Source organism: Gracilibacillus marinus (assembly GCF_042651725.1).
Classification (GTDB): domain Bacteria; phylum Bacillota; class Bacilli; order Bacillales; family Amphibacillaceae; genus Gracilibacillus; species Gracilibacillus marinus.
In genome coordinates this window covers 226234-251234 of sequence record NZ_JBHSDV010000005.1, presented here as the reverse complement: position 1 = coordinate 251234, position 25001 = coordinate 226234, and the positions used below count along the sequence as shown (strand labels likewise).

The window sequence follows — 25001 nt, the reverse complement described above, 5'->3', positions numbered from 1 at the left end:
TCGCATCCGAATTCATGGATCATTACATTATTTAACACCGAATGAATACAAGTTAATGAACCTTTAAAAATTTGTTTGATTTAGTGTTGACATACCATGAATTTCTAGGGAATGTACTATTTAATTTAGATAACAATGAGACAATCGTAAATGAAAACATTAAATTCAGAACTTTATTTCCTTATTTTGCAAGAAAAGCAGCTGATGGTGGCTTTCTGACTGCGTCTAGATATTATAAAAATCAAAAAGTGTTCCTAACGCAAATTATACTTACATATTTAATAGGACTAGACACAAAACTGTCTATAAAACAGAAGAAGCTAGAGGAAAAGAAAAAAGAAGTCTCAGATCTTAAAAAGGTGTTAAAGACTGATGCTTATAAGGAAATCGTTAATAATGGAATTAATTTAGATAGAGAGATAACTATTTTAAAAGATAAAGCTGACAACTTAAAGAAAGAATTAGAGAATTTTCAGGTTCATCCCAAATATAAAGAAATTGAAGTTGAAGCAAGCGGTTTCGCTAAACAGATTTCCGAATTAAGTAACCAAAACTTTATTGACAGACAGGTAATTGCAGATTTAAAAGAAGCATCAATGAATGAAGAAAATATTTCAGATATAAATATTAGGGAACTGTATAAAGAAGTGAAAATAAAGCTCCCAGATGCTCTTATTAAGACTTTTAAGGATTCAAAGATATTCCATGAACGATTGGTTAGTAACAGAAAAAATTATCTTAGTTCTGAGTTAAATAAATATGAAAAGTTAGTTAAGGATAGGGGAGTTTTAATAAAGGAACTATCTATGGAGCAATCCAAGAAAATGGAAATTCTTAATACACATGGTGCTTTAGATCAATATTCCTTACTACAATCAGAATGGAATGAGCTAGAAAGTAAGATAAGAACATATAAAAATCAACAAATGCTTATTAGTTCAATACGTGAGGAGGAAGCAAACTTAAAAATAGAAGAGCAAAAGCTAATAATAGAAATTACAAAGTCACTAGAAGAACATACAAAGACGAAACAAAAAGCAATTTTACTAGTAGAAGAGGCCTCTAAAGCATTGTATTATTCTTCAGCACAACTTAATATCGGTCAAACAAAAAATGGGCGTTATGATATTGAAATGATATCTAGAAATCAAGGTAGTACCGGAATAAATAGCATGTTAATATATTGTTTTGATATGATGCTTATCCAAATGTCGGCATATTTGGGTAGAAGGATGAACATATTAATTCATGATAGTGCTTTGTATGATCCTGTTGATGAACGACAAATAGCAGAAGCGTTACGATTTGGAAAACATAAGTCTTTAGAAAAGGGGTTTCAATATATAATTACCTTAAATTCAGACGATCTTCCAGAAAGTATAGCTAAGGATGTAGAAAAGAATATACTACCAAAAGTACTTACAGATTCTGATGAGTCAGGTTGTCTTATGGGTGTCTATTTTTAATAGAAATGCTAACATTTTGCTAACGCAATCCTATAAAAAACTGTAAATCCCCGTTAAAGATGTTACAGTCAAAAACATCCAAAACGTTGATTTACTGCACTTTTTGCACCTCTCGTTAAAGATGTTACACACTCACATCTTACGCGCGGTAGGATGTGATGACTGCTCAATCACTTGATATATAAGGGTTCATGTGCAATCTGCTTACAAAATGCTAACATTGGATATATAAAAGTGGCTTCTCATTCATTGATTAAACTTTTGGGAGGCTTTGTTTATTTATTAAAAGTATATTGTATTTAGGAGGATTTTAACAAATTTTGTAGAATTATGTTTATAGAAAAGCAAAATTACAGAGTGTGAGTTAAACTGTAAGATTATCTCTGAATTTTATGTATAGCAAGGATGAAATGGTATTGACTTTATTGGAGGTGCAAAATGTCTAAAGTATCACTTTTACGAATAGACACACAGATTCTTAATATAAACAAGGTCATTGGCCGTCACATAGACAGCCTAGCCACTTCGCCAAGGGGAGTAGTTTCGCAGGACATCCTGTCTCAACTACGTAACTTTGTTGAGCATATAATGCTGAAATTCTACGCCAACGGCCAAGACATAGATAACAACTATGATAATATACGCAAAGCAATTGGCTTTGTTGGAACACAGGGCAATTTAAAAGTGCTGAGGCGGTTTCATGATTTTTTGCAAATCGTAGCATCACACTATACGCTTGACGAGGAAAACTCAGAGAGATTAATGCTAAAATATTATGAATACCTTTTGAGAATCAAAAACCTCATGCATGACAGATTTTCCTTTGAACTTCTTGGAAACCTTGACAAGTTTCCGCTGAACATGGATTCAAACTTGCAGGAGTACTATGAGAAGATTGCCACTAAGATAAATCAATATAATATACAGAACGTCGGAAAATCTGAGAAATACTATATTCAAAAGGTAAAGCCATTCTTTGTCGGGCAACGGGTATACTATGAAGTAACTTTTACACCCGCCAATGATTATGCGAGCAAGTTTAACCGAGTTATCGCCTTTACAAGTATGGAAATAACCGACAACTATGCTGTCAAGTTTTCCTTAGCCCCCGACAGCATTGAAATACTCGGCAAGACTATGCCTGTCATCGTTATCGTAGGTTGGGAGGTAGCAATTCGAGATTGTGAGTTTAAAAATTTCACAAGTCTAATTAGAGGAACAGCTGTTAAGACAGGATATGCTGAACAACAGGGGATTGCACAATTTTTAACATCAACCGGATTTAATCTAACGGAACTCGTGGATTTTCCCGATGCGGAATTTCAAAGGATTAAACAGCAAGCGACACAACAATCCAAGGCAGTTGTGTTCTTCGATGATTTAGAGCGTTGTCGTGCGGTATTGAATGCAAATTGCGCGGGCAAAAATCTACTGCGTTATTTGCTTTACCATATGAATAACAAAATTATTAAGAATCAACATCATAGCCTTGCAAACAATAATTTGTCCGGGCTTTTTGTGAAAAATGGTTGTCTCCCGTTCGACAGGATGCCCTTTAATTCTTCGCCATTAGGACATAACCCCAGACTGGTAGATTTGTTCGCTTGCATAAATGCTGCCGAACGGCAGCATGAAATACTTGCACGTCTAGTTAGGAACAACACCGAAATCAAAGGACAACTTTTTACGCCCGTAAAGGATATTGTTGGATTTGATGATATACCAGCACTTATAAGAATCTATAACTCTACTTTATGGCACGGCCATGTTGAAAACAGTAAATTAGTGATTGAATCTGGTCAAATATTCATTAATGGTTATAAAAAAAATACCCGATTCATTATTGGCGAACTTGAGGATCTAGCAAAAAGCGGAGTTGAGAACTATTCAAATTCGGTAAAGGCATGGTTGAGTGAACCCAACCACGGTGTTGACTGCGATGAGAAAAAAGCGGCTTTAACTCAAATGTTTGAAAACTCAAGAGTGGCCCTGATGTATGGATCGGCTGGCACGGGAAAGTCTACGCTCATAAACCACATAGCACATTTCTTTGCCGATAAGAAAAAGCTGTTTTTGGCACAGACCAACCCTGCTGTGGATAATTTGAAAAGACGGGTGAAAGCTTCCAACTGCACATTTTCCACGATTACAAAATTTGTAAAAAGACGGAGCATCATTACTGACTATGACTTGCTAATAATAGACGAATGCAGTACTGTGAACAATGATGACATGAGGGCTATTCTTACCAAAGCTACATATAAGTTGTTGGTTTTGGTAGGGGATTCATATCAAATAGCCTCTATCCGATTTGGTAACTGGTTCAGTGTGGCTCGTGCGTTTGTTCCTGAAAGCTCGGTATTTGAGTTAACTAAGCCTTATCGGAGCGACAACGAGGGATTGCTTTCACTATGGGCCAGAGTACGTAAGATGGATGACACCATTTTGGAACTCATTACACGGCAAGACTATTCAACTACGTTGGACGTTTCAATTTTTTCCTCTGCTGAAGCGGACGAAATAATTCTTTGTCTGAATTATGACGGGCTGTACGGAATAAATAACATTAATCGTTTTTTACAAGAGAGCAATCCGAGTGTTTCAGTGTTGTGGGGAGTTCAGCAATATAAGGTCAACGATCCAATTTTATTCAATGAATCCGATCGCTTTGCGCCCCTGATCTACAACAATATGAAGGGGCGGATAGTAGGGATAGAAATTCTTGATAGTGAAAAGCCTACCGAACGCATACAGTTTGATATCGAACTGGGTATGGTAATCAACGGCGTAGATGCCTTCGGTCAGGACTTTGAGTTGTTGGGCAATTTGGAGAGCGGTAACTCCGTAATACGTTTTTGTGTCTACAAACTTAAAAGCACAGATGAAGATGATGACGGATCTTCAAAATCTGTAGTTCCATTCCAAGTTGCATATGCCGTGTCCATACACAAGGCACAAGGCTTGGAGTACAACTCTGTTAAAGTCGTCATAACAGATGAGGTTGACGAACTTATAACACATAATATTTTCTACACGGCAATTACCCGTGCGAGAAATAAGCTCAAAATCTACTGGACACCGGAGGTTGAGCAAAAGGTGTTGAGTAACATAAAACCAAAAAATAACAATAAAGATATACAGCTGTTGAAGAATGCCATCGAATGATGGCTTTGGAAGACTATTTCACTACTGTCAAGTTTTACTATGCTAGAATGAGTTTTGATATTCTATTTCAAATAATAAATGCTGCAAAAATGTTGCTATGTGGCAGTGGAAAATAATTAGACAGAGTAATATATTTGAATTTAAAGGAGGAAAAAATATGGCACCCTATATTAGGGATTCCCTGTCGGAATTTGGTAAAGAACTATTGGGGCGAATAAGAGAAACTAGCAATGCAAGGCTAGAAGAAGCTGCCTTTGAAGAAAGAGTCATTGGGATTGAAAAGGCTACTGCCGCTCTGGTGGAAGCTACAGTTGAAGATGAAAAAATTATTTACCTTTTGCAAAAATATTGGATTTACGCCTCAGCGAGGCTAAGGAACTTTTGCAGCAAGAAAGATACCCTGAAGAGGAGTAATTGATTATTCTGGGTAAATATCCCAAAGATAAGTATTTGTGTGTTGCTTCAGAAAATTCATAAAAATATCGGAAAACTAAAACACGAAAACTAATTCTAGTTATCATGTTTTTAAAAATAAAACTAAATAAAAGCTATCTACTTAGTTTTTCCCTTCCACTACCAATACATAAGTTTATGCAAATATTATGTTAAAATTTAGTTAAAGTGCATTTTTGAGAGTCTTGCATTTTTAGGAGAAGACAGTCCATCATTGTCCTTTATAAAAGAAGTTATTGATGAGTTTGATAAATCATATACTTCAGATCAGGTTTTAGTGTGGCTTAGTAAACTTGGTAGTGTCTTAATAAATACACTTAATCATGAATGGAATGTATGGGCGGAATGGAATAAAAAAATAAAAAATAGTATTCTAAATTTCTGTAAATTATCTTATTTGAACTAATGTCACTTCTGTGTATACTATCATCTCTACAAATTTGGAGTTGTGAACAAGTGCTATCTGTTTGGACTTGCTAACATTTTGCTAACGCAATCCAGTGAAAAACAGTAACATCCGGTTAAAGATGTTACAGTAAGAATTTAACAAAACCTTGATATACCGCACTCTACGCATGCCAAGTTAAAGATATTACACATTCTCAACTTACGGGCGGCATGATGTAATAAGCATCAAGAAACCCTCATAAACCAAGAGTTATAAGAATACTATTAAACTGATAGGTATTCGAGGATAAAAATAAGAGGTTTTCCATTAAGTTCTTAACTTTTTGGAAGCCTCTTTTTTTATTCTTTCTCCACTTGGTAATTAGCATTCCTTATAGTTACGATTCAGCACACATAAAAAACATTGACAAAAAATCTACACTAATATATATTATAAACGAGATAAGTTAGTACTAAAAAATATAAATAAACAGACTTAGTACTAAAGGTTTGAAAGGAGTTAACATGAAAAAAGTTATTGACGGTGCAGTTTATAACACTGAGACAGCCAAAAAGGTCTGTGAACAAAGAATAGAAGAGGCCGATCATGCAAGAGGAGCTTATGTAAAACAGTTAAAACAACTTTATAAAACAAAAAGCGCAAAATACTTCTTTTATATTAACAATGAATTTCCAGCATACGTTGATATGAATGATGATGACCTAAATCCAAATTTTGAACTTACAGAAGTGACAGAAGAAAAAATCATACCAATATCTTATGAATTGGCTGCTCAATTTGCCAATGAAACGATAACTTCTTACCCTGAGTCAAAAAAGCAAATAGGAAAGTTTCTACCCGAGCTAATTCAAAATGAAAAGTCAGGTGATAAGAAAATCCAAAAAAAACTTTATATCTCTGAAAAAGCGAATTGGTATTTAGGGATGATGCTAACGGAAAGTAACGATACAAACAGTAGTTTCATTGAGAAATTAATCGTTGAGGAATACCGTAAACTTTATAAAAAAGGAATCATGCAGGGTGACCCATATTTTGAAATGGAAAATGACTAATATACTATACGAGGGGGAGATTCAGATGAAAACAACAGTTAGAGAATTTATTTTGGCTAATATGACCGATGAAAATTTTGAAAAACTAGTTAACATGTTAATTGTAGAAAAAGCATGGTATTACAACTATGATCATGAATTAATTGACACTCTGGAAAATTACTTAAATGAACAATCACCTTGTTACCCGCAAAACAATACATTCGAAGTAATGAATGAGATTAAGAAAGTTTCTACGCTATATAAATCGGATTACAGAGATGCCCTTATATTTGACGAATTGCAGGATTTGGAAGCATTAAATGACTTATCAACAACATTATGGATGCCTTCAAAAAATCAAACAGAAAATATTCCTGAGAAAGTGACCGATACAATGCCAAGGAAAATTGAGAACTTATCTGATGAACCTCTTGATTGTGGAGATTGTTTTGAAACGACGGAGGGTTACCCTTTAGATGATGATACACTCGAGATGTCAAATAATAATTCTCATAAAGACAATTCGGTATATTCTCACATACAAGATATAAAAATTGTTTTAATAACTGATAGATATGCAGGTTATCAGGAATATGATTTGACTACTGAAAATTATAAAGAATATGTGCATAAGGAAAAAAGTCAAACGGCTTTAGCACTTGCAAACTTTATTTATGAAGTGCTGTATTATACAAATGAAAACAGATTTGAACATAATTTCAATGAATTTTCTAATGAACCTTCCCTAGTTAAAATAACTGATAATAATAAATACATGGAAGGTTACGGTGTACAATTTCTTCTTGACAACAGAACGCGATATGTTTCCGAGAAAACGAAAAGAGCCTATTATGAAAGAAATGAAAGTATAGATGCAGCAAATGAAGGGAAGTTTGGCTACTATAGTATGCCGTATTTTCATTATACGGTAATGCCACCTAGATTTGTTGAATACATGGAATTAATGGAAGACTTAAGAGATTCACAGACTTTTATTCTGGCTCCATTTACATTTTACCTTAACGAAGAGTTAGAGATACCAAAAGTTTCAATGGAGGTTCTTTACGAAATTCTTGGACAATTAATCTGCCTACTAACTTTACAAGGATTTATCAAAGAAGAACAAATAAGCAACATTAATTTTTTTAATAAAGATTTTGAAAATAAGATTATGTAAACAAGGTCACATAACATCTGTACTTCAATAGGTGACTGAAAAAAATAAAGTTAAATCAATGAAAGAAATACAATCTACCTTTTTCGAAAAATGGTATAATAGAACTAGTGTCGCTTGAAAAATCATACATATGATCTAAATGAGGAGATGGGAAAGGATGCTACATAAAAAAATAGCGACCCTATTAACGGTTCTTATTGCTGTACTTGTTTTAACTGCTTGTGGGGGTTCAACGGAGAGTAAAATCATAGGGAGTTGGAAAGCTGTTGTTAATGGAGAGTCAGGGCAATATATAGAGATAGGTGAAGAAAGATTAATAAACAGATCCGAAAATATGAGTGCTGAATACATACTGACTGAAACACAAAGTGATACCTTCATGATAGAAATTATCAATCCAGAAGATGGTGTTCCTTTCCATTTTTTTGAAGGATATTTTGAAGGTAAAGATAGAATAATAGTTGTACAAATGATGGGTGAACCAATAGATAATGCCGAATTTATTAGGGTGGACAACATAGAAGAAGAAAAAGAAAAGGATGCAAAAGCACAACGAGAAGCTGAGGAAAAGAATCATGCTGCAGAAGATGTTGAAAGAAAAAAGGAGCAGGAAGAACAAGAAGAAGTTGTAACGGATGAAGCAGAAACAGTGAAAGTGAACGATGATGAATTAGAGAGATTTAATGCAGAATCAGAATATATTATGGAATTGATTGATGAAGGGAAATTAGGGGAAGCTAAGGAGCGATTAAATTTATTGACCGCATCAATCACATCGGAGGAATATATAAGTAGTATACGTGCTATGGACGATATGATAGAAAGTGCGAAATATGAAAAGGAACAAGAAAGGAAATCTCCAGATTACAGCAGCTTGAAAGAGGAATATGCTCATAAAGCAAGAATCTTAGATGAAGATGTTGAACAGAAATATAAAGGTGACATTGCGATCGGTCTTTTCGGAGATTACTTTGATGAGTGGGACGGATTGCTAAATGAAGTATGGGGCGTTTTAGCAGATACAATGCCAAAGGATAAATTTGAACAGTTAAAAAAAGAACAAGTGAAGTGGATTCAAGAAAAAGATGCAGATTATGAAGAGGCTCGTGGTGAAATTGATGCAAAAGATAGATTAACCAACAAGACGAGAGAAAGAACCTACTATTTAATTGAAAATTATTTAGATTAGTAGATAAGTAAGATGTACTAAAAAATCTTACTTTTAAAGACTATAACGGTAATTAAAGTCGAGTTAAATGATTTAAACTCATCTAATAATGACCACAGTTGGAATAACGGACGATGAAGAATGCTCTAATAGATAAAACCCGATCTATTATTATTCCGACTATTATTTTGACAATTGTATTCAATAAACTTTTCAATCAAATAGGAGGTAACATATGAATATCTTATATGAATCATGGATATGGAGGAAATTTGGAAATTATAAGACATTACACTTTATAGTTTATACTTGGATTTTTGCTAGCATTTTTAATAATATTGCGGATAAAGAGTTAACCAAACTGTTGAATGCCAATAATCAAACAATATATACATACAACTATTCGTTCGGTGCCACGGGTATAATACTTGTGATTCCAGCAGCATTACTTAGCTTAGTGCTTGTAGCAGCGTTGGTCAAAATAAGGGATATATTTTTTCCAAGTTTGACTACATATAAGGTCATAGTATTCCTGGTAAAAATGATTAAATTACTATGGAAAGTTGTATCTTATATACTAGCTTCGATAGGGATGCTTATATTTGCTCTCGCAGCTTTCTTTTCTGATAGTGGTGGCCGTTCTGGTGGTGGTAGTTATCGTTCTAGTGGGGGAGCTTCTGGTAATAGTTCAACCAACTCAATTGATAAACAGAAGTTAAAAAGAGAAGCAGAATGGGAAGAAAAAAAGGCGGAGAAGGAAGCAAAATATGCTTGGAAACAAGCAGCTAAACAGGGTAACTACAATGACAAAACCTATCATTTTAACAACAGTGTTAACAGGGCAAAGGCGAAGCAACGTGAATATGATGAAGCAGTGAAGAGAAATAGAAACTTATAATGATAGGACAAAGCAATCAATAGTGGGGGATATATTGGGGATAAGATAATATGAAGTAGGATTATTCGAGGTGCCGTTTACAACACAAAAACAGCGCGGATGTAAAAAACAACTAAAATAACCATTTATGTAGCGAGTATTTCCTTTCCGATAAAAAGAATTTATTGGCCATGTCGATATAAATGGTGATGATTTACATCTAAAATTTAAATTGGATAGGTTACACTTAATTAAGTTGTCCAATTAAGTGAACCTATCCAATATTGCTCTCTGTAAACTAATAGGAGGCTATTTTTTTGCGTGAAAAATAGCGACAATGGGCTTATCACGATACAATGAATACTGCTGCGTTACATGAAAATACTGCTTTGCCCGTTGATTTGCAGCATATTACATATTCGCATGATGGTCAGACATCATCTTTATACATAATAGATGCAACAATCATTTTCCATTACTTAATTTCCCTTTGAATAGAATTTTCTTTGAAAAAGTCAGATTCAACTGACGACCAAATCTTTGTAGTTGACGCTCCTCATTTTCCGTAACAATTGCTATAACGGCTCCTGATTCAGATCCCAATCGCCCAGTTCTACCAGAGCGATGCACAAATTGTGATGTCTCTTTAGGTAAGTCCATATGAATTACATGAGTTATATCAGGAATATCTAAGCCTCTTGCAGCAACATCAGAAGCTAGTAGTAGTTCCGATTTTCCTTCACGGAATTCTTTCATTGCTTTGGCGCGCTCTTGCTTTTTGACGTTACTATGCAGAACTCCTGCACGGATTCCTATATAATCTAATTTTTCTGCCAGTTCTGAAAGTGTTGAAATGTCTTTGACGAATACAAGAGCTTTCATTTCATTATTTCGAACGAGCTTTCTTAGTGATTCAATCTTATCTCTCGCCTCTGAAACAAGATACATGTATTCTACATGAGGTCGAACATCTTCTTCTTTACCTACTCGAATTACTTCAGGACTGCTCATCAGTTCTTCTGCCTTTAATTGTATAGTCTCAGGTAGAGTTGCTGAAAAGACGAGTACTTGTCGCTCACTCAAGGTACTTTTTACAATTTTTTCGATAACAGATAGATGTTCAGGCACTAACAGTTGATCTGCTTCATCCATTACAATCGTTTTTACATGATGCATCTTTAATTTTTTTTGGTTAATAAGTTCATGCATTCTTCCGGGTGTGCCGATTACGATATGCGGTTTCTTCTTCAATTTTTCAATTTGGCGTTTTACGTTCGCTCCACCAATCAGTGTAGCACTTCCTATTCCACTATCCCTTGACCACTCTTGAACCTCTTGATGTATTTGCATGACTAGTTCATGGGATGATGCTAAGATAACCACCTGCGTACTTTTTTGAATTGGATCGATTTGTTGCAAAAGTGGTAAAAGGTAAGCTAACGTTTTACCACTGCCAGTTGGGGACTCAGCAATGATATCTTTTCCTTCGATTATAGAGCGAGCTGTATGCATTTGAATAGCTGTAAGCTTCTCAAATCCAGATTTATCCCATGCGGTTTGAAGAAACGATTTTAAATTGGATATTGTTTCATTTAATGATTGTGTTTTATTCATTTTTACTGCTCCTTTTATTGCATCCATTCATGCATCTCTATTTAGAGTAATGCGGATTGTGATATACGTCAACTTGTACCATTTTTTAGTGATATTTTAAGCGATTATGTGCTAACAACATGATTGTGGGAAGATTACACATTATAAGTTTTTTCTCGTCACAAACTAAAGGTAACTAGAGATCTTTCTAATGGAAAAGTCATATTTAAATGTTATGGACGATAAACCAATCATTAAGAGTAATTTTATATACCGACTTTTGATATGGTTGATTAAAAAAGTATAAAGTCAGCAACACATCTCTAATGAGTAAAAAAATCTTGCTACTAAAAAATGGTCTTGCAAAATCTAACATTTACTGTTATTGTAATATAGCATCTATAAATCGTAAAGATTACGTTTTATCAATTGATATTTTTGCAAAGTGAGGAATGGCTCGCGTAGGTTATGGATACTAATAAGCGTTATATATTTCTAGTATCTACAGAAATGCATATTTAAGACTCATTTAGAAATCTGCATATATACCTTTTGGTAAAAAATTTTAAATTGTAAATCGTAATCATTATGATTTGTCATTGGGTTGTTCTTGAATCGCAATGAAAGAATATACTATGAGGTGCAAGTTCTTAGTATAAAGAATGTAAGTTATTTGAAGAAAGGGGGGTATGTTGGTATATAGAAATAAATTTCCGAAGATGAAAGTGTTACAGTTGATTGAAAGAATTGCGCAGGTGTAAATTGTTTGTAAATGATCTATTTTTTTACGATTTAAATCGTAATGATTACTATTTACAGTAAAGATTTTCTCAGATATTAATTATTTTTAATCTATGGAGGAGAGAATATGTTAAGAAAATTATTTGGAGTGTTCATTTTAGTTATTTTCATTATTACAATGTCTGCATGTGGTAATGGGGCTACAGAAAGTAGTGAAGAAAGTTCAGCTGCACAAAGTAAAGAAAAAACCTTGAAGATATTTACAACTGTTTATCCACTACAGTATTTTACACAAGTAATTGCAGGAGAATCTGCTTCTGTTGAGTCCATATTACCTGTAGGATCAGATCCACATACATATGAACCAACTTCAAAGGAAATAGTAGATTTAGCCGAAGCTGATGCATTTATATATAATGGAGCTGGATTAGAACCTTATGCGAAACAAATCTCTGATTCTATTGAATCCGAAGATGTGAAAATAGTGGAAGCTTCAAAAGGGATTGATTTATTAAATCACTCTCATGATCATAGCCATCAGCATAATCATACCGATGAAGAAAGTAATCATGAGGAAGAACATACGACACATAATCATGGAGATAAAGATCCACATGTTTGGCTAGACCCAATTCGCTCAATTGGAATAGCTGAGAATATAAAGAATACACTTGTAGAAATTAATCCCAAGTTAGAAGAAACCTTTAACAGAAATTTCGAAGAGCTGAAAAGAAATCTAGAAAAATTAGATGAAGAGTTTCGTATGCAATTAGAGAGCTTACCAGGAAAAGAAATGATAGTATCTCACGCTGCCTATGGATATTGGGAGCAATCGTATGGTATTAAACAAATTGCTGTTTCTGGTTTAAGTCCTTCTAATGAACCTTCACAAAAGGAATTAGAAAATGTTGTGAAAATTGCTCGGGATCATGATTTGAAATATGTGTTGTTTGAACAAAATATAACACCTAAAGTGGTAGAAGTGATTAGAAAGGAAATTAATGCTGAGGCGTTGCATATTCATAATTTATCCGTATTAACAGAAGAGGATATAGCGAATGATGCAGATTATTTTTCACTTATGAGAGCAAACTTAGCAGTGTTAAATGAAGCATTATCGGTAGAAACAAATCATGCATCAGATAGTGGACATCATCATGAGCATAGTCATGATGAGGAAGCAGAACAAATATATGCTGGTTATTTTGAAGATAGCCAAATAGAAGATCGTGCTCTTTCTGATTGGGAAGGGGACTGGCAATCTGTATATCCTTATCTTCTAGACGGTACACTTGATGAAGTTTTTGCTCATAAAGAAGAGAGTGGAGATAAGACAGCAGAAGAGTATAAGGAATATTATGAGGTAGGATATAAGACGGATGTGGAACGGATTATTTTCAATGGTGATACGGTAACTTTTTTTGAAAATGGTAAAGAAATGACAGGCACATACTTTTACCATGGTTATGAAATATTAACCTATGAGGCTGGTAATCGAGGGGTAAGATTCATATTTGAGTTAATAGAAGGTGCAGAAGGACTTCCACAATATATTCAATTTAGTGATCACAGCATTTATCCGACTAAAGCTAGTCACTATCATTTGTATTGGGGAGACGATTATGATGCTTTACTTGAAGAAGTTACAAATTGGCCTACCTATTATCCATCTACCATGAGCGGAGAAGAAATTGCACATGAAATGATTGCCCATTAAAAGGCTTGTCAAAAACATGTTATATAATTGGTAAGTTATTAGAGAAGCAGGAGACCTAACTAGTCTGCTGCTTTTCAACTATCCATGAATGTTTATGCGTACTTATACATATTGTGATTGCATCCACTCCAGAAATTACTTAATAACAATAAATCAAGTGCCAGATTTCACAATTTTATAATTGTCTTCATAACATACTTTTTATTATCCATTGGAATTTTGTTACATATATGGTACATTGATTATAACTATAGACAGCACTTTCGTTAAATGCCGTAAGTTTGTGTATTTTCTATTTCTTAGCAGGAGGGAATTAGATTGGGAAAAAATAAATCATTGGGCGTAGGAAGTCTGTCATTATTAATATTTATTCTTGCTTTACTAGTTTCTTATATGAATTTTAATAGGAAAACCCTTGGTGACCATATTTCAGACTTGCTCCACATCAATATACCAGAGATGTGGCTTACCATTGCTTTACTTATCTTAGCGATTATTGTCGGTAGAAAATTCGAGGATCACCTTTTTGCAAGAATAAGCACGTTGCTTTCACAAATTTTTTTAGGTATTTTTATCATAACAATAGTTATAGCAATTATTTTGTGGCTTTTCGAGTTATTTTCCTAATTGCATGAATAAATTAATTAGCAATTGTGTATGTGCTAAAAGGATGAGTATATGAGACAAATGAAAATAGGTTCTTGGATAATAGAAGTTGATGTGAATAAAACGAAGGAATTTTATGATAACTATCACGTAATCAGAGAAGATTGCAATTGTGATTACTGTGCGAACTATGTTTTGGCTTGTGAGCAGTTTCCGCCAAAGATGAAAGAACTCTTTCGTTCACTTGGTATAGATCCACGTAAGGAAGGAGAAGTTACAGAATATACAAAGAATAAAGATGGAACGCATTTGTATAGTGCATTTTATCATCTGGTTGGTCGAATAATAGAGGGGGAAAATGACTTTGTTTATGGTGATGGTGTGGAAATAAGTTTTACTGAGGAATTAGATTTAGTCCCAGAAGGATTTCCTAAGCCGACTATTCAATTTGAAATACAAATGAAGATTCCGTGGGTGTTAAAATAAAGGCTACTCATGTGATAGAGACTTTTTTGACAAACAAAAAGGAAAGACCACCTCTGTCTAATTGGTGACTGAGTGATCTTTTCTAAACATTTCCTATCAGAAGGGAAATTGGAAGTAATGCATGCATAGTCAACTCTCCCCAATCAAACAAACTTCTTCGTTATCGTAAACGACACAATTGTACCAACACCAACTTTACTCTTTATTCGTAATCCATCCCCAAACCCTTGCTTCAATCGCTTATTCGTATTGATTAAGCCGACACCTCTAGTTTCATCCTTATTCATTTGCAAAATAGATTGTAGATTAGATGCTTCTATACCAACACCATTGTCTTTAATAATAACACGTAAATACTCCCCTTTTTGAATTGTCTTGATAGAAATTGTACCTCCATTTGCTTGCTTCATAATGCCATGTTTTATCGCATTTTCTACAATAGGCTGGATGGTAAGTGTCGGTAAATGAAAAACGTCTGAATCTTTACGATCAATCTGAATCGTTAACTTATCACTATACCTCACCTTTTGAATATATAAATAAGAATTAACTATATCTATTTCCTCATTAACTGATACCCATCTACTAAATGAATGATAATCGAATTTGCTTCTTAAGAAATCACTAAATGCTTCCACTAAACGACGCATTTTCTTAATATCAATCGTGCTTAGTGCATTAATTGAATTCAATGTATTAAAAATGAAATGCGGTTGTATTTGTGCTTGAAGCCATTTTGCCTCCATTGCACCTTCTATTTCTTGTCTCATTTGATAAGTAATTGCAAGACTTAATCCTAAAGACCAACCGATAATATGTGGAATGACACTTAAAAACAATATGCCTACAAAAAAATGCCCGGAAGGTCCGACTAATGAAGTCTCTAGTTGACCACTAACTGCTAAAAACCACCGATAAGAAAAAACAGGAATAATAATTACAAATGCAAGAGCTGTGTACATATGTACAATAAATTGTAGTTTTGTTGTTTTGTATAACATAGCAAGTGCTGAAATAATCGATACAGCGACAACAATGAAGTCGTGATATATATATCTCGCAGTTGGATTGTATTGATTGATATATGCCATCACAACAGAAAGAATCATAAAGAAAATGATGTACTTTAATCGTTTTCGCTCATTACCAATGTTTCTAAATCTAAGAATTCCTTCCATCAATAAGAGTGCACCAATTAGTGTTCCGCAATTATTTAGAAAAATACGATAACTGTCATCCCATGTCTGCATCAAAATAAATCCGATAAAGGAAACCGAAGCAGATGCTGCCCACAAAGCAGGGCCTTTAACCATCTTATTAATTCTCCAAAAAACAATCATTAACATACATGCCATAAAGTTAACAATTCCAACAACAATATATAATGTAGCAATGTCAAAAGTCATATGTAACCCTCCGATGTCCATCTAATACGAATACAACTATTTTACCATTAGAGTCATTTTTTTGTATATATCTAGAGAAAGCAATTGTATATAGATTTCAATAAATGAAACTTTTACAGAATAATTTGATATATCTATCATGTTGAAAGCGTTTTATAATTTGGATGACTACATATTTAAGGAGGAGTTCGATTGTGATAAGAAAGGGAATGGTTTACAGCATTATTTTTCTACTAATCTTTAGTTCTACATTGTTTCAACATCCACTAGACGTACAAGCAAATACATCAACGAATCTGATAGAAAATGGTAGCTTTGAAACGGATTTATTTGCTGATGAGTCATGGGCAGTAGAATCTATTGATTGGGATTATGTAACGATTAATGGACAAAGTACAGAAGCGGTAGATGGAAGTAGTTCATTTAATTACTGGTTAAATGACAATGGAACAAAAGAGCAAGTATTTCAGTTGCAACAAGAGATTCCTTCACTAGAAGAAGGTACGTATCGTTTCACTGTAAATTCGATGGGTGGTGAGGCAGAACAAGCGGGACAAATCTCTTTATTTATTGGTGAAGCGTCATCAACAACGTATACAACAACAGGTTATAACAATTGGGAGGCACTAACATTTGATGTGACAGTTACAGAGGCAAAAAGTAATGTGCCAGTCGGTATTCAAATTGCTGGTCAACCAGGAGCATGGGGAAATATCGATTATCTATCATTAGTAAAACTTACAGATGATGATGGCACAACAGAGCCTATCGAAGCAGATATATTTGTCGAGCGAATAGACGGGTTAGCAAATGACTTTATAAAAGGTGTCGATGTTTCTAGTGTTATTGCTTTAGAACAAAGTGGAGTGACATTTAAAGATGCGACTGGTAACGAACAAGACATTTTTCAAACAATGAGTGAAGCTGGTGTGAATTATGTTCGGGTTAGAATTTGGAATGACCCTTACGATGCAGAAGGGAATGGCTATGGCGGAGGAAATAATGATATTGATAAAGCAATAGAAATAGGGAAGCGTGCAACAGCGAATGGAATGAAGTTGTTAGTCAACTTCCATTATTCAGATTTCTGGGCAGATCCAGCAAAGCAACATGAACCAAAAGCGTGGGAAGATTTGAATCTTGAAGAAAAGAAAGTAGCCTTATATGACTATACAAAAACAAGCTTGGAACGACTTGTAGAAGAAGGCATCGATATTGGAATGGTGCAAGTCGGAAATGAAACAAATAGTGCAGTGGCTGGGGAAAGAGATTGGGCAAACATTTCACAATTGTTTCAAGCAGGTAGTGCAGCGGTAAGAGATGTAAGTGAAGATATCTTAGTTGCATTACATTTTACAAATCCAGAAACGAGTGGGCGATATGAATCGATTGCAAAAACATTAAATGACCATAAAGTCGATTATGATGTGTTTGCGAGCTCCTATTACCCATTCTGGCACGGTTCATTAAGTAATTTGACGAATGTGTTATCAGATGTAGCAGATACGTATGGGAAAAAAGTAATGGTAGCAGAGACAAGTTATGCCTATACCCTTCTAGAAGGAGATGGCCATGGTAACACGATAGCAGACAATTCTAGCCATTTACCATATCCAGTATCTGTACAAGGTCAAGCAACTGCAGTAAGAGATGTGATGAAAGCTGTGCATGATATTGGAGAAGCAGGCATTGGTGTGTTCTATTGGGAGCCAGCGTGGATACCTGTCGGGACACCTGATAATATTGAAATAAATAAACAATTGTGGGAGCAATATGGTTCAGGTTGGGCGACAAGTTATGCAGCGGAATACGATCCAGAAGATGCGGGTAAATGGTTTGGTGGAAGTGCTGTGGACAACCAAGCATTATTTGATTTTAATGGGAAACCTTTATCATCCTTACAAGTATTTCGTTATGTAGAGACAGGAACAATTGCACCTCGTCAAATAGAAGAAATACAAGATGTAACATTGGAGATAGAATTAGGATTAGATATAGCTTTACCGTCTCATGTGGAAGTAATATACAATGACGGAAGTAAAGAAACGAGTGAAGTGAAATGGGACGAAAATGCGTTACAGATTGTAAAAAATAGCGGGATTGGAACATATACAGTAAGTGGAACAGTACTTGAACAATACGAAGTAAAAGCAACGATACAAGTAAAGCCAGTAAACTATGTAGATAATAGTAGTTTTGAAGCAAGTGATATGAGTATGTGGCAGATTACTTATCCAGAAGACATCACACCATATGTCACCAGAAAAGATAATGCCCAAGATGCACACAATGGTTCGCACTCCTTGCATTTCTATTCTGAGCAAGCTGTGGAATTTGAAGTGACGCAGAAAATAACAGGTCTTGACGATGGTATGTATCAAGCATCTATGTTTATCCAAGGTGGCGATGCTGGGGACCATGACATGAACTTTTTCGTAATCATAGATGGAGAAAAAAAGGAAGTCGCAACTGGTGTGAATGGATGGGCGAATTGGAATGAAGCGATGCTAGATGATTTCATCGTAACGAATGGAGAAATCACCATTGGTGCAACGATTAAAGCCGGTCCTGGCGCATGGGGTACACTAGATGATTTTTCATTGTACAAAAAAGGTGACTTAGAAAATATTGATTTATCTGCACTTGATGAATTATTGGAAGAAGCGAAGCAATTTGAGAAAGAAACCTATACAGAAGTTTCTTATGCGCAGTTAACAAAAGTAATCGAAGAAGCAGAAAGAGCAAGAGATACAATCCAAACAGAAGAAGCATTACAAGAATGGATGCGTTTGTTAACAGATGCGATTCATCAATTAGAAGAAGTAAAACCAAGTGAATCAGAAGAGCCTAATGAGCCAACGGAACCAGATAGTCCAGAAAATCCAACGCCAGATGTGAATCAAGATTTACAAACAATTGTTACAACAAAACCAAGTATAACGAATCAAATTGCTAAGATAGAGGATGCATCAATAGAACACATTGCAATGAATGGGAAGTTAGTAATTGACTTAGGTGAAAATGCAGAGTCTGTAAGTATTCAGTTAACTCAGGCACAAGTGCAACAGTTAAAAGAGAAAGAGGTCACTATTTTAATAAAGCAAAAAGGTGTTGCACTTGAAATTGCAGCAGTTAACTTTACGAATGGAGATTATGGAGTGACCATTTACCTCAAAAAAATGAAAGAGATAGAAAGTGCATTAAGTGATGTCTATGACTTCTCTATTCAACAAGGTGATGTGGCTATTAGTCAATTTAATATACCAGTAGAGCTTCAATTTACAATAGATGAAAATGAAGTGAACAATGTAGACAATGCAAAAATCTATTATTGGAATACAGAAGCTGATGTTTGGAAATTAGTTGGTGGTACCTATAAAGATGGTATCGTCACAGCTGACACGAATCATTTCAGTACATTTGCTGTATTTGAAGAGGATGTAGAGAGTGATTCTTCTATCGATAGTGGAACAAAACCTGTACAAGGTAATGATGGGCAGTTATTACCAGATACCGCGTCAAATGTATGGAATCTAGTATTTGTTGGAATTATACTGATTGTCGCAGGTCTAATTGTACAAATACGTAGAAAATCTTATAAGTAAGAGCACAGTGAAAGAATGGTGGAGTGGATAGCTTACACCATTCTTTTTTTATTCCAATCTAGCATGTCTGATTTCATTCATAGAGAAAGTTTATAATAATTGTAGTTCTGGATGAATTTATATACTATAGATTCATAGTGATTTTTTACTATTCAAATAGTTATGTAGGTAAATGTAAGGTGAGGTATATAAGAAATGAGTAATATATTAATTAGAAACAATGTACATGTATTAGGTGAAGGAAATAACGTTTTGTTATTTGCCCCTGGATTTGGGTGCGATCAGAATATGTGGAGATTTGTCGCACCTGATTTTCAAAAAGCGTATCGCATAATTCTTTTTGACTATGTAGGATCAGGCCGCTCTGATTATGCCGCATATGATTCGACAAAATATAGTGAACTAAATGGCTATGCTGAGGATATTATTGAGATATGTGCAACATTGGAGTTAGAAGAAGTTACGATTATAGGACATTCTGTTGGTTCTACAATTGGAATGTTGGCGGCAATTAAGCGACCTGAACTTGTGACTAAGTTAATCCTTATCGGTCCATCACCATGTTATGTAAATGATCCACCGAAATACTTTGGTGGATTTGAGAAGGAAGATTTAGATGGTTTAATCAACATGATGGAATTAAATTATATCGGTTGGGGAAATTACCTTTCTAAATTAGTCATGAAAAACCCTGATCGCCCAGAACTTGCCCAGGAGTTAGAAGAATCTTTCTGCTCCACAGACCCTGATATTCAGCGTGAATTTGCGATAGCAACTTTTATGTCTGATTACCGAATTATTTTGTCAGATGTAGACACACCTTCACTTATTTTGCAGTGCCAAGAGGATGCGATTGCACCAATAGAAGTGGGAGAGTATATGAGTAATCAAATGCCAAATAGTACTATGCGACAAATGAAAGCAACTGGACATTGTCCTCATATGAGTCATCCGAAAGAAACAATCGAGCTAATCAAAGAGTACTTAACAGCAAATGAATAGGATGTCTTGAAGGAGTAGATGATTCTGATGGAAGAACGATTGGATTTCGCCCCATGTGGGTATGTATCAATTAAAGACGATGGTACGATTGTTTGCATCAATCAAACATTACTTACATTACTTGATTATAAAATGGATGACGTGAAAGGGAAACTTATATATAAGATTCTAACCAAGCCGAGTCAATCCTTTTATCAGCTTTACTTTTTACCTATGATTACAATAGAAGAAAAGGTAGAGGAAATGCATCTGACATTAGAGACAAAGGATGGTAGTCACATACCAATACTCCTGAGTGCTGTTCGCAGAAAATCGGATGGAATGCTTGTAAATGAATGTATTCTATTTCCGATGAAGCAGCGGCATGCATATGAACAAGCAATGCTACTCGCAAAGAAGACTGCAGAAGACAGTGAACGTAGTAAAAAAGAAGCGCTAATGGAGCTAGAAAAAGTACAAAAAGAATTAGAAAATAAACAGACAGAATTACTTCAATTAAATGAGAAATTACAAAAACTAGCGATGACAGATGAATTAACAAGTCTTTATAACAGAAGAATATATAAGAGAGAATTAACAGAAAATCTGTCTATTTATAAAAAAACGAGGATTCCATTTTCTTTATTGATGGTTGATATTGATTATTTTAAAGATATAAATGATACGTATGGGCATGTAACAGGTGATCGAATTCTAAAGGCATTAGCACAGATGTTAGTGACACAATCAAGAAAACAGGATGTTGTTGCGAGATACGGTGGAGAAGAGTTTGCTATTATTCTTACAAATACAACTGTTGCCGACTCGATTCAAATTGCAGAGCGAATTCGTAAGAGTGTAGAGGAAGCGATTTGGGACATCTCCTCTCTGTCCTTAACCATCAGTGCAGGCATTGCAACGAGTAGAGAAGGGGATAATAGGAAAACTATTCAAACAAGAGCAGATGAGGCGTTATATCGTTCCAAACATAATGGGCGTAACCAGATTACGCATGCTTCGCAGTTGGAGAGAGTGTAGCCGAGATAGTATTACAATTGTTGGAGAAAGATTAAAAAACAACGGAATAGTTGTTAAAAATGAATTTGATAGAAATTGTATTTATTAAATAAATAGAATTTGTACGCCTAATTAGAATATGTTTTATATTCTGGTTGGGCTATTTTTATACAAAAAAACAAATCTCTTACCTACTCTAGTTAATCTTAATAACGAATTTACAGTATCCATAAATTTACTTAACAAATCTACGTTATTCTTAATATTAGCAATTAGAAAGAGTATGAGGGGGATTACTGATGAAAAGATTATGGCTATTGATTACAGCACTAGTAGTAACGATGGTACTGGTTGCATGTGGTGATGCTGAAACAGATGGTGGAGAAGACACGAATACTGCTGAAGCGAGTGAAAATAATGCTTCAAGTCAAGAAAACACAGATGAAGAGCCAGCGAAAAATGAATCCATTGATAAGCTATCTATTGGATTTGTTCCTTCAAGAGAACCAGATGAAATCATTACTGCTACTAATCCATTGAAAGAACTATTAAAAGCAGAGTTAGCTAATCATGGATTTGATGTTGGTGAAGTAGAAATAACTGTAGGAACAAATTATGAAGCAGTAGGCGAGGCATTATCATCTGGAACACAGGATATCGGGTTTATACCTGGTGGTACATATGTGTTATATGATGACGGTGCAGAAGTCATTTTAACATCTACTCGTGCAGGATTAACTAATGATTCAGATGATGCAAAAGATTGGAATGAAAATAAACCAACAGATGCTAGTGTTGAGCAAGTGACGTATTATCGCGCATTAATGATAGCTGGTCCTTCAGAAAAAGGACAAGAATTAGCAGAAAAAGTGAATAACGGTGAACAATTGACATTTGAAGATGTGAATAGTGCTTCTTGGGCGGTGATGTCATCCTCCTCACCAGCTGGTTATATTTATCCAGCGTTATGGCTAAAAGATAATTTTGATAAGACCATTTCAGATTTGGAAAATGTCGTATCAGTAGACTCTTATGGCAATGCATTCGCACGTCTTGCAGCAGAGCAAATTGATGTAATGGTAACATATGCAGATGCTAGAAGAGATAATGCAGATATTTGGCAAACAGATTTAAATCGTGAAGGAACCATTTGGGATGAAACAAATGTGATTGGTGTGACACCAGGTATTTACAACGATACTGTAAGTGTAAGTAAGAATTCAGAAGTGATGACAGATGAATTGAAAAAAGCAATCCAACAAGCATTAATTTCGATTGCTCAAACAGAAGAAGGAAAAGAAGTCATTGCAATTTATAATCATGAGGGGTATCAAGAAGCAACAGATGCCGATTATGATAAAGAACGAGAGGCACAAAAGCTAGTACAGACATTAAATTAAATAGATTGACAAGATGAGAACATCAGATGGTGTTCTCATTTTGTCACGATAGTTTTTGTTAGGTTTGCTAACTAGAAAGGAGCTCTTTCATGATTGAGTTTATAAATGTAGATAAGGTTTATAAGAATAATGTAAAAGCATTAGATAATATTAATATATCCATTAATCAAGGGGAATTTGTTGCAATAATTGGATTATCAGGAGCAGGTAAGTCTACTCTATTAAGATGTATTAATAGAATGCATGAAATTACTAGTGGACAATTGATGGTGAATGATACGAATGTAAGCAAGCTAAAAGGAAAAGAAGTTCGTACGTTTAGACGGAAAATCGGAATGATTTTTCAGTCATTTAATTTAGTGACAAGAACGACTGTCCTAAATAATGTCCTTGTTTCTTTCGTTCCAGACTTATCACTTTTTCGTAAATGGACAGGGATATTTGCTTATGAACATAAAGTAAAAGCACTATCAGCATTAGATAAAGTAGGTATATTAGATAAAGCATTTGTGCGTGTGGATCAACTATCTGGTGGGCAACAACAACGTGTTGCACTAGCAAGAACATTGGCGCAAAATCCTGATATTATTTTGGCTGATGAACCCATTGCATCACTAGATCCAATAACCTCCAAACAAGTAATGGAAGATTTCAAAATTATTAATCGTGATATGAATATTACAGTACTCATGAATATTCACCATGTAGAAGTAGCGTTAGAATATGCTGACAGAATTATTGGTGTACGAGAAGGAAAAGTCGTTTATGACGGGAAAGCAAGTGAAGTGACAGAAGCTGTATTAAATCATATTTATCAAGGAAATCAAGAGCAAGAGTTGGAGAAAGCTAAGGGAGACGCAGTATATGCTTGAAAAAATTTGGACGCAGAAGCCAATAGTTTTAGACAATGGAAGAACGGTTACTATCAGACGATCTAAGATACCATTTATTCTTGTGCTAATCATAGTTGGTATTCTATTGTCGATTGAATTTACTCAATTTGATGTACAGCAGTTGATTAAAAGGTGGAATCAATTCTTTGTCATTATTGGTGAAATGATACCACCTACATGGGAGTATATCCCCTACATTTGGCAACCGCTAATGGATACGATTAAAATGTCGCTACTTGGTACTTTGTTAGGCTCTATTGCGTCTATACCAGTCGCGTATATGGCATCATCCAATATAGTCAATCATACATGGATCAATACTGTTGCGAGAATTTTTCTAAGTTTAATAAGAACAATGCCTACATTAGTCTCAGCACTAATTGCAACTTTTGTATTCGGATTAGGCACATTAGCAGGTACAGTTGCCATCTTTTTATTTACATTAGCATATGTTGGGAAGTTGTTATATGAACAAATAGAGAATGCGGATATGGGTGCATTTGAGGCTATGGAGTCATTAGGAATGCATCGTATCCAAACATTTCGGTATGCTATTTTCCCACAAATAGTTCCCAATTTCTTATCTACTTCTCTTTTCTGTTTTGAAGGAAATGTTCGTTATGCAGCTATTTTAGGATATGTCGGAGCAGGTGGAGTTGGATTGTTACTACAAGAAAGCCTTGGTTGGCGGAATTATGCGAATGTTGGCATGATTTTGCTTGTACTAGCAATTACAGTATTTTTAATTGAATCTGTAAGTGAACATTTCAGGAAAAAATTAGTATGAAATGACGTAATTATTTTTCT

The 25001-nt window shown here is 34.7% G+C and carries 18 protein-coding genes; 16 read left to right on the top strand and 2 right to left on the bottom strand.

Annotated features, from left to right (window positions below; all coding sequences use genetic code 11):
• Positions 1 to 71 precede the first annotated feature (71 nt).
• The 7 genes from ACFOZ1_RS14700 (at position 72) to ACFOZ1_RS14670 (ending at position 9770) form a co-directional block, all read left to right on the top strand.
• On the top strand, positions 72 to 1466 hold the full coding sequence (locus tag ACFOZ1_RS14700; RefSeq protein ID WP_390200510.1) for a DUF2326 domain-containing protein: 1395 nt from the start codon (positions 72 to 74) through the stop codon (positions 1464 to 1466).
• Between the two features lie 438 nt (positions 1467 to 1904).
• Complete coding sequence (locus tag ACFOZ1_RS14695; protein ID WP_390200508.1) at positions 1905 to 4631, top strand: ATP-dependent DNA helicase; 2727 nt, start codon at positions 1905 to 1907, stop codon at positions 4629 to 4631.
• Between the two features lie 157 nt (positions 4632 to 4788).
• A complete protein-coding gene (locus ACFOZ1_RS14690) occupies positions 4789 to 5049 on the top strand; it encodes a hypothetical protein (protein ID WP_390200507.1) in 261 nt (86 codons plus the stop codon).
• 947 nt (positions 5050 to 5996) lie between these two features.
• A complete protein-coding gene (locus ACFOZ1_RS14685; protein ID WP_390200505.1) occupies positions 5997 to 6545 on the top strand; it encodes a hypothetical protein in 549 nt (182 codons plus the stop codon).
• Positions 6546 to 6570: 25 nt separating this feature from the next.
• Complete coding sequence (locus ACFOZ1_RS14680) at positions 6571 to 7704, top strand: hypothetical protein (RefSeq protein WP_390200504.1); 1134 nt, start codon at positions 6571 to 6573, stop codon at positions 7702 to 7704.
• A gap of 157 nt (positions 7705 to 7861) precedes the next feature.
• Complete coding sequence (locus ACFOZ1_RS14675) at positions 7862 to 8893, top strand: lysozyme inhibitor LprI family protein (RefSeq protein ID WP_390200502.1); 1032 nt, start codon at positions 7862 to 7864, stop codon at positions 8891 to 8893.
• 214 nt (positions 8894 to 9107) lie between these two features.
• Positions 9108 to 9770 carry a hypothetical protein gene (locus ACFOZ1_RS14670; RefSeq protein WP_390200501.1) on the top strand — a complete coding sequence of 221 codons (663 nt, stop codon included), beginning with the start codon at positions 9108 to 9110 and terminating at the stop codon, positions 9768 to 9770.
• 444 nt (positions 9771 to 10214) lie between these two features.
• On the opposite strand, the gene ACFOZ1_RS14665 is transcribed toward ACFOZ1_RS14670, so the two are convergent.
• The gene (locus ACFOZ1_RS14665) at positions 10215 to 11390 is read right to left on the bottom strand and encodes a DEAD/DEAH box helicase (RefSeq protein ID WP_390200500.1); all 1176 of its coding nucleotides are present in this window, start codon (positions 11388 to 11390) and stop codon (positions 10215 to 10217) included.
• Between the two features lie 820 nt (positions 11391 to 12210).
• On the opposite strand from ACFOZ1_RS14665, the gene ACFOZ1_RS14660 reads away from it, so the two are divergent.
• The 3 genes from ACFOZ1_RS14660 (at position 12211) to ACFOZ1_RS14650 (ending at position 14892) form a co-directional block, all read left to right on the top strand.
• Entirely contained in the window at positions 12211 to 13800 is a 1590-nt protein-coding gene (locus ACFOZ1_RS14660) for a metal ABC transporter solute-binding protein, Zn/Mn family (RefSeq protein ID WP_390200498.1), read from the top strand.
• Between the two features lie 318 nt (positions 13801 to 14118).
• Complete coding sequence (locus ACFOZ1_RS14655) at positions 14119 to 14427, top strand: hypothetical protein (RefSeq protein WP_390200496.1); 309 nt, start codon at positions 14119 to 14121, stop codon at positions 14425 to 14427.
• 51 nt (positions 14428 to 14478) lie between these two features.
• Positions 14479 to 14892 (top strand): hypothetical protein, encoded by a 414-nt coding sequence (locus ACFOZ1_RS14650; protein ID WP_390200494.1) that lies wholly within the window; start codon positions 14479 to 14481, stop codon positions 14890 to 14892.
• A gap of 143 nt (positions 14893 to 15035) precedes the next feature.
• Here the strand turns inward: ACFOZ1_RS14650 and ACFOZ1_RS14645 are convergent, their stop codons facing one another.
• Positions 15036 to 16298, bottom strand: a complete 1263-nt coding sequence (locus ACFOZ1_RS14645) for a sensor histidine kinase (RefSeq protein WP_390200492.1) — start codon at positions 16296 to 16298, stop codon at positions 15036 to 15038.
• A 194-nt stretch (positions 16299 to 16492) separates the two neighbouring features.
• Here ACFOZ1_RS14645 and ACFOZ1_RS14640 point away from each other — a divergent pair, with 194 nt between their 5' ends.
• The 6 genes from ACFOZ1_RS14640 (at position 16493) to phnE (ending at position 24981) form a co-directional block, all read left to right on the top strand.
• Positions 16493 to 19903 carry a glycosyl hydrolase 53 family protein gene (locus tag ACFOZ1_RS14640; RefSeq protein WP_390200491.1) on the top strand — a complete coding sequence of 1137 codons (3411 nt, stop codon included), beginning with the start codon at positions 16493 to 16495 and terminating at the stop codon, positions 19901 to 19903.
• Between the two features lie 195 nt (positions 19904 to 20098).
• Entirely contained in the window at positions 20099 to 20905 is an 807-nt protein-coding gene (locus tag ACFOZ1_RS14635) for an alpha/beta fold hydrolase (protein WP_390200489.1), read from the top strand.
• A 27-nt stretch (positions 20906 to 20932) separates the two neighbouring features.
• Positions 20933 to 21922: a sensor domain-containing diguanylate cyclase gene (locus ACFOZ1_RS14630; protein ID WP_390200488.1), complete on the top strand. Its 990-nt coding sequence runs from the start codon at positions 20933 to 20935 to the stop codon at positions 21920 to 21922.
• A gap of 278 nt (positions 21923 to 22200) precedes the next feature.
• On the top strand, positions 22201 to 23301 hold the full coding sequence (locus ACFOZ1_RS14625) for a PhnD/SsuA/transferrin family substrate-binding protein (protein WP_390200486.1): 1101 nt from the start codon (positions 22201 to 22203) through the stop codon (positions 23299 to 23301).
• An 89-nt stretch (positions 23302 to 23390) separates the two neighbouring features.
• Positions 23391 to 24173: a phosphonate ABC transporter ATP-binding protein gene (gene phnC / locus ACFOZ1_RS14620; protein WP_390200484.1), complete on the top strand. Its 783-nt coding sequence runs from the start codon at positions 23391 to 23393 to the stop codon at positions 24171 to 24173.
• Positions 24166 to 24981 (top strand): phosphonate ABC transporter, permease protein PhnE, encoded by an 816-nt coding sequence (phnE, locus tag ACFOZ1_RS14615; protein ID WP_390200483.1) that lies wholly within the window; start codon positions 24166 to 24168, stop codon positions 24979 to 24981. Before phnC ends, phnE begins: the two co-directional genes overlap by 8 nt.
• Positions 24982 to 25001: the final 20 nt, after the last annotated feature.

What these genes read in the sequence shown, in the direction of transcription:
- ACFOZ1_RS14630 (WP_390200488.1), top strand. Translation starts at nt 20,933, where the DNA reads ATGGAAGAACGATTGGATTTCGCCCCATGTGGGTATGTATCAATTAAA.
- ACFOZ1_RS14685 (WP_390200505.1), top strand. Translation starts at nt 5,997, where the DNA reads ATGAAAAAAGTTATTGACGGTGCAGTTTATAACACTGAGACAGCCAAA.
- ACFOZ1_RS14660 (WP_390200498.1), top strand. Translation starts at nt 12,211, where the DNA reads ATGTTAAGAAAATTATTTGGAGTGTTCATTTTAGTTATTTTCATTATT.
- ACFOZ1_RS14650 (WP_390200494.1), top strand. Translation starts at nt 14,479, where the DNA reads ATGAGACAAATGAAAATAGGTTCTTGGATAATAGAAGTTGATGTGAAT.
- ACFOZ1_RS14675 (WP_390200502.1), top strand. Translation starts at nt 7,862, where the DNA reads ATGCTACATAAAAAAATAGCGACCCTATTAACGGTTCTTATTGCTGTA.
- ACFOZ1_RS14690 (WP_390200507.1), top strand. Translation starts at nt 4,789, where the DNA reads ATGGCACCCTATATTAGGGATTCCCTGTCGGAATTTGGTAAAGAACTA.
- ACFOZ1_RS14625 (WP_390200486.1), top strand. Translation starts at nt 22,201, where the DNA reads ATGAAAAGATTATGGCTATTGATTACAGCACTAGTAGTAACGATGGTA.
- phnC (WP_390200484.1), top strand. Translation starts at nt 23,391, where the DNA reads ATGATTGAGTTTATAAATGTAGATAAGGTTTATAAGAATAATGTAAAA.
- ACFOZ1_RS14680 (WP_390200504.1), top strand. Translation starts at nt 6,571, where the DNA reads ATGAAAACAACAGTTAGAGAATTTATTTTGGCTAATATGACCGATGAA.
- ACFOZ1_RS14670 (WP_390200501.1), top strand. Translation starts at nt 9,108, where the DNA reads ATGAATATCTTATATGAATCATGGATATGGAGGAAATTTGGAAATTAT.
- ACFOZ1_RS14645 (WP_390200492.1), bottom strand. Translation starts at nt 16,298, where the DNA reads ATGACTTTTGACATTGCTACATTATATATTGTTGTTGGAATTGTTAAC.
- ACFOZ1_RS14665 (WP_390200500.1), bottom strand. Translation starts at nt 11,390, where the DNA reads ATGGATGCAATAAAAGGAGCAGTAAAAATGAATAAAACACAATCATTA.
- phnE (WP_390200483.1), top strand. Translation starts at nt 24,166, where the DNA reads ATGCTTGAAAAAATTTGGACGCAGAAGCCAATAGTTTTAGACAATGGA.
- ACFOZ1_RS14635 (WP_390200489.1), top strand. Translation starts at nt 20,099, where the DNA reads ATGAGTAATATATTAATTAGAAACAATGTACATGTATTAGGTGAAGGA.
- ACFOZ1_RS14695 (WP_390200508.1), top strand. Translation starts at nt 1,905, where the DNA reads ATGTCTAAAGTATCACTTTTACGAATAGACACACAGATTCTTAATATA.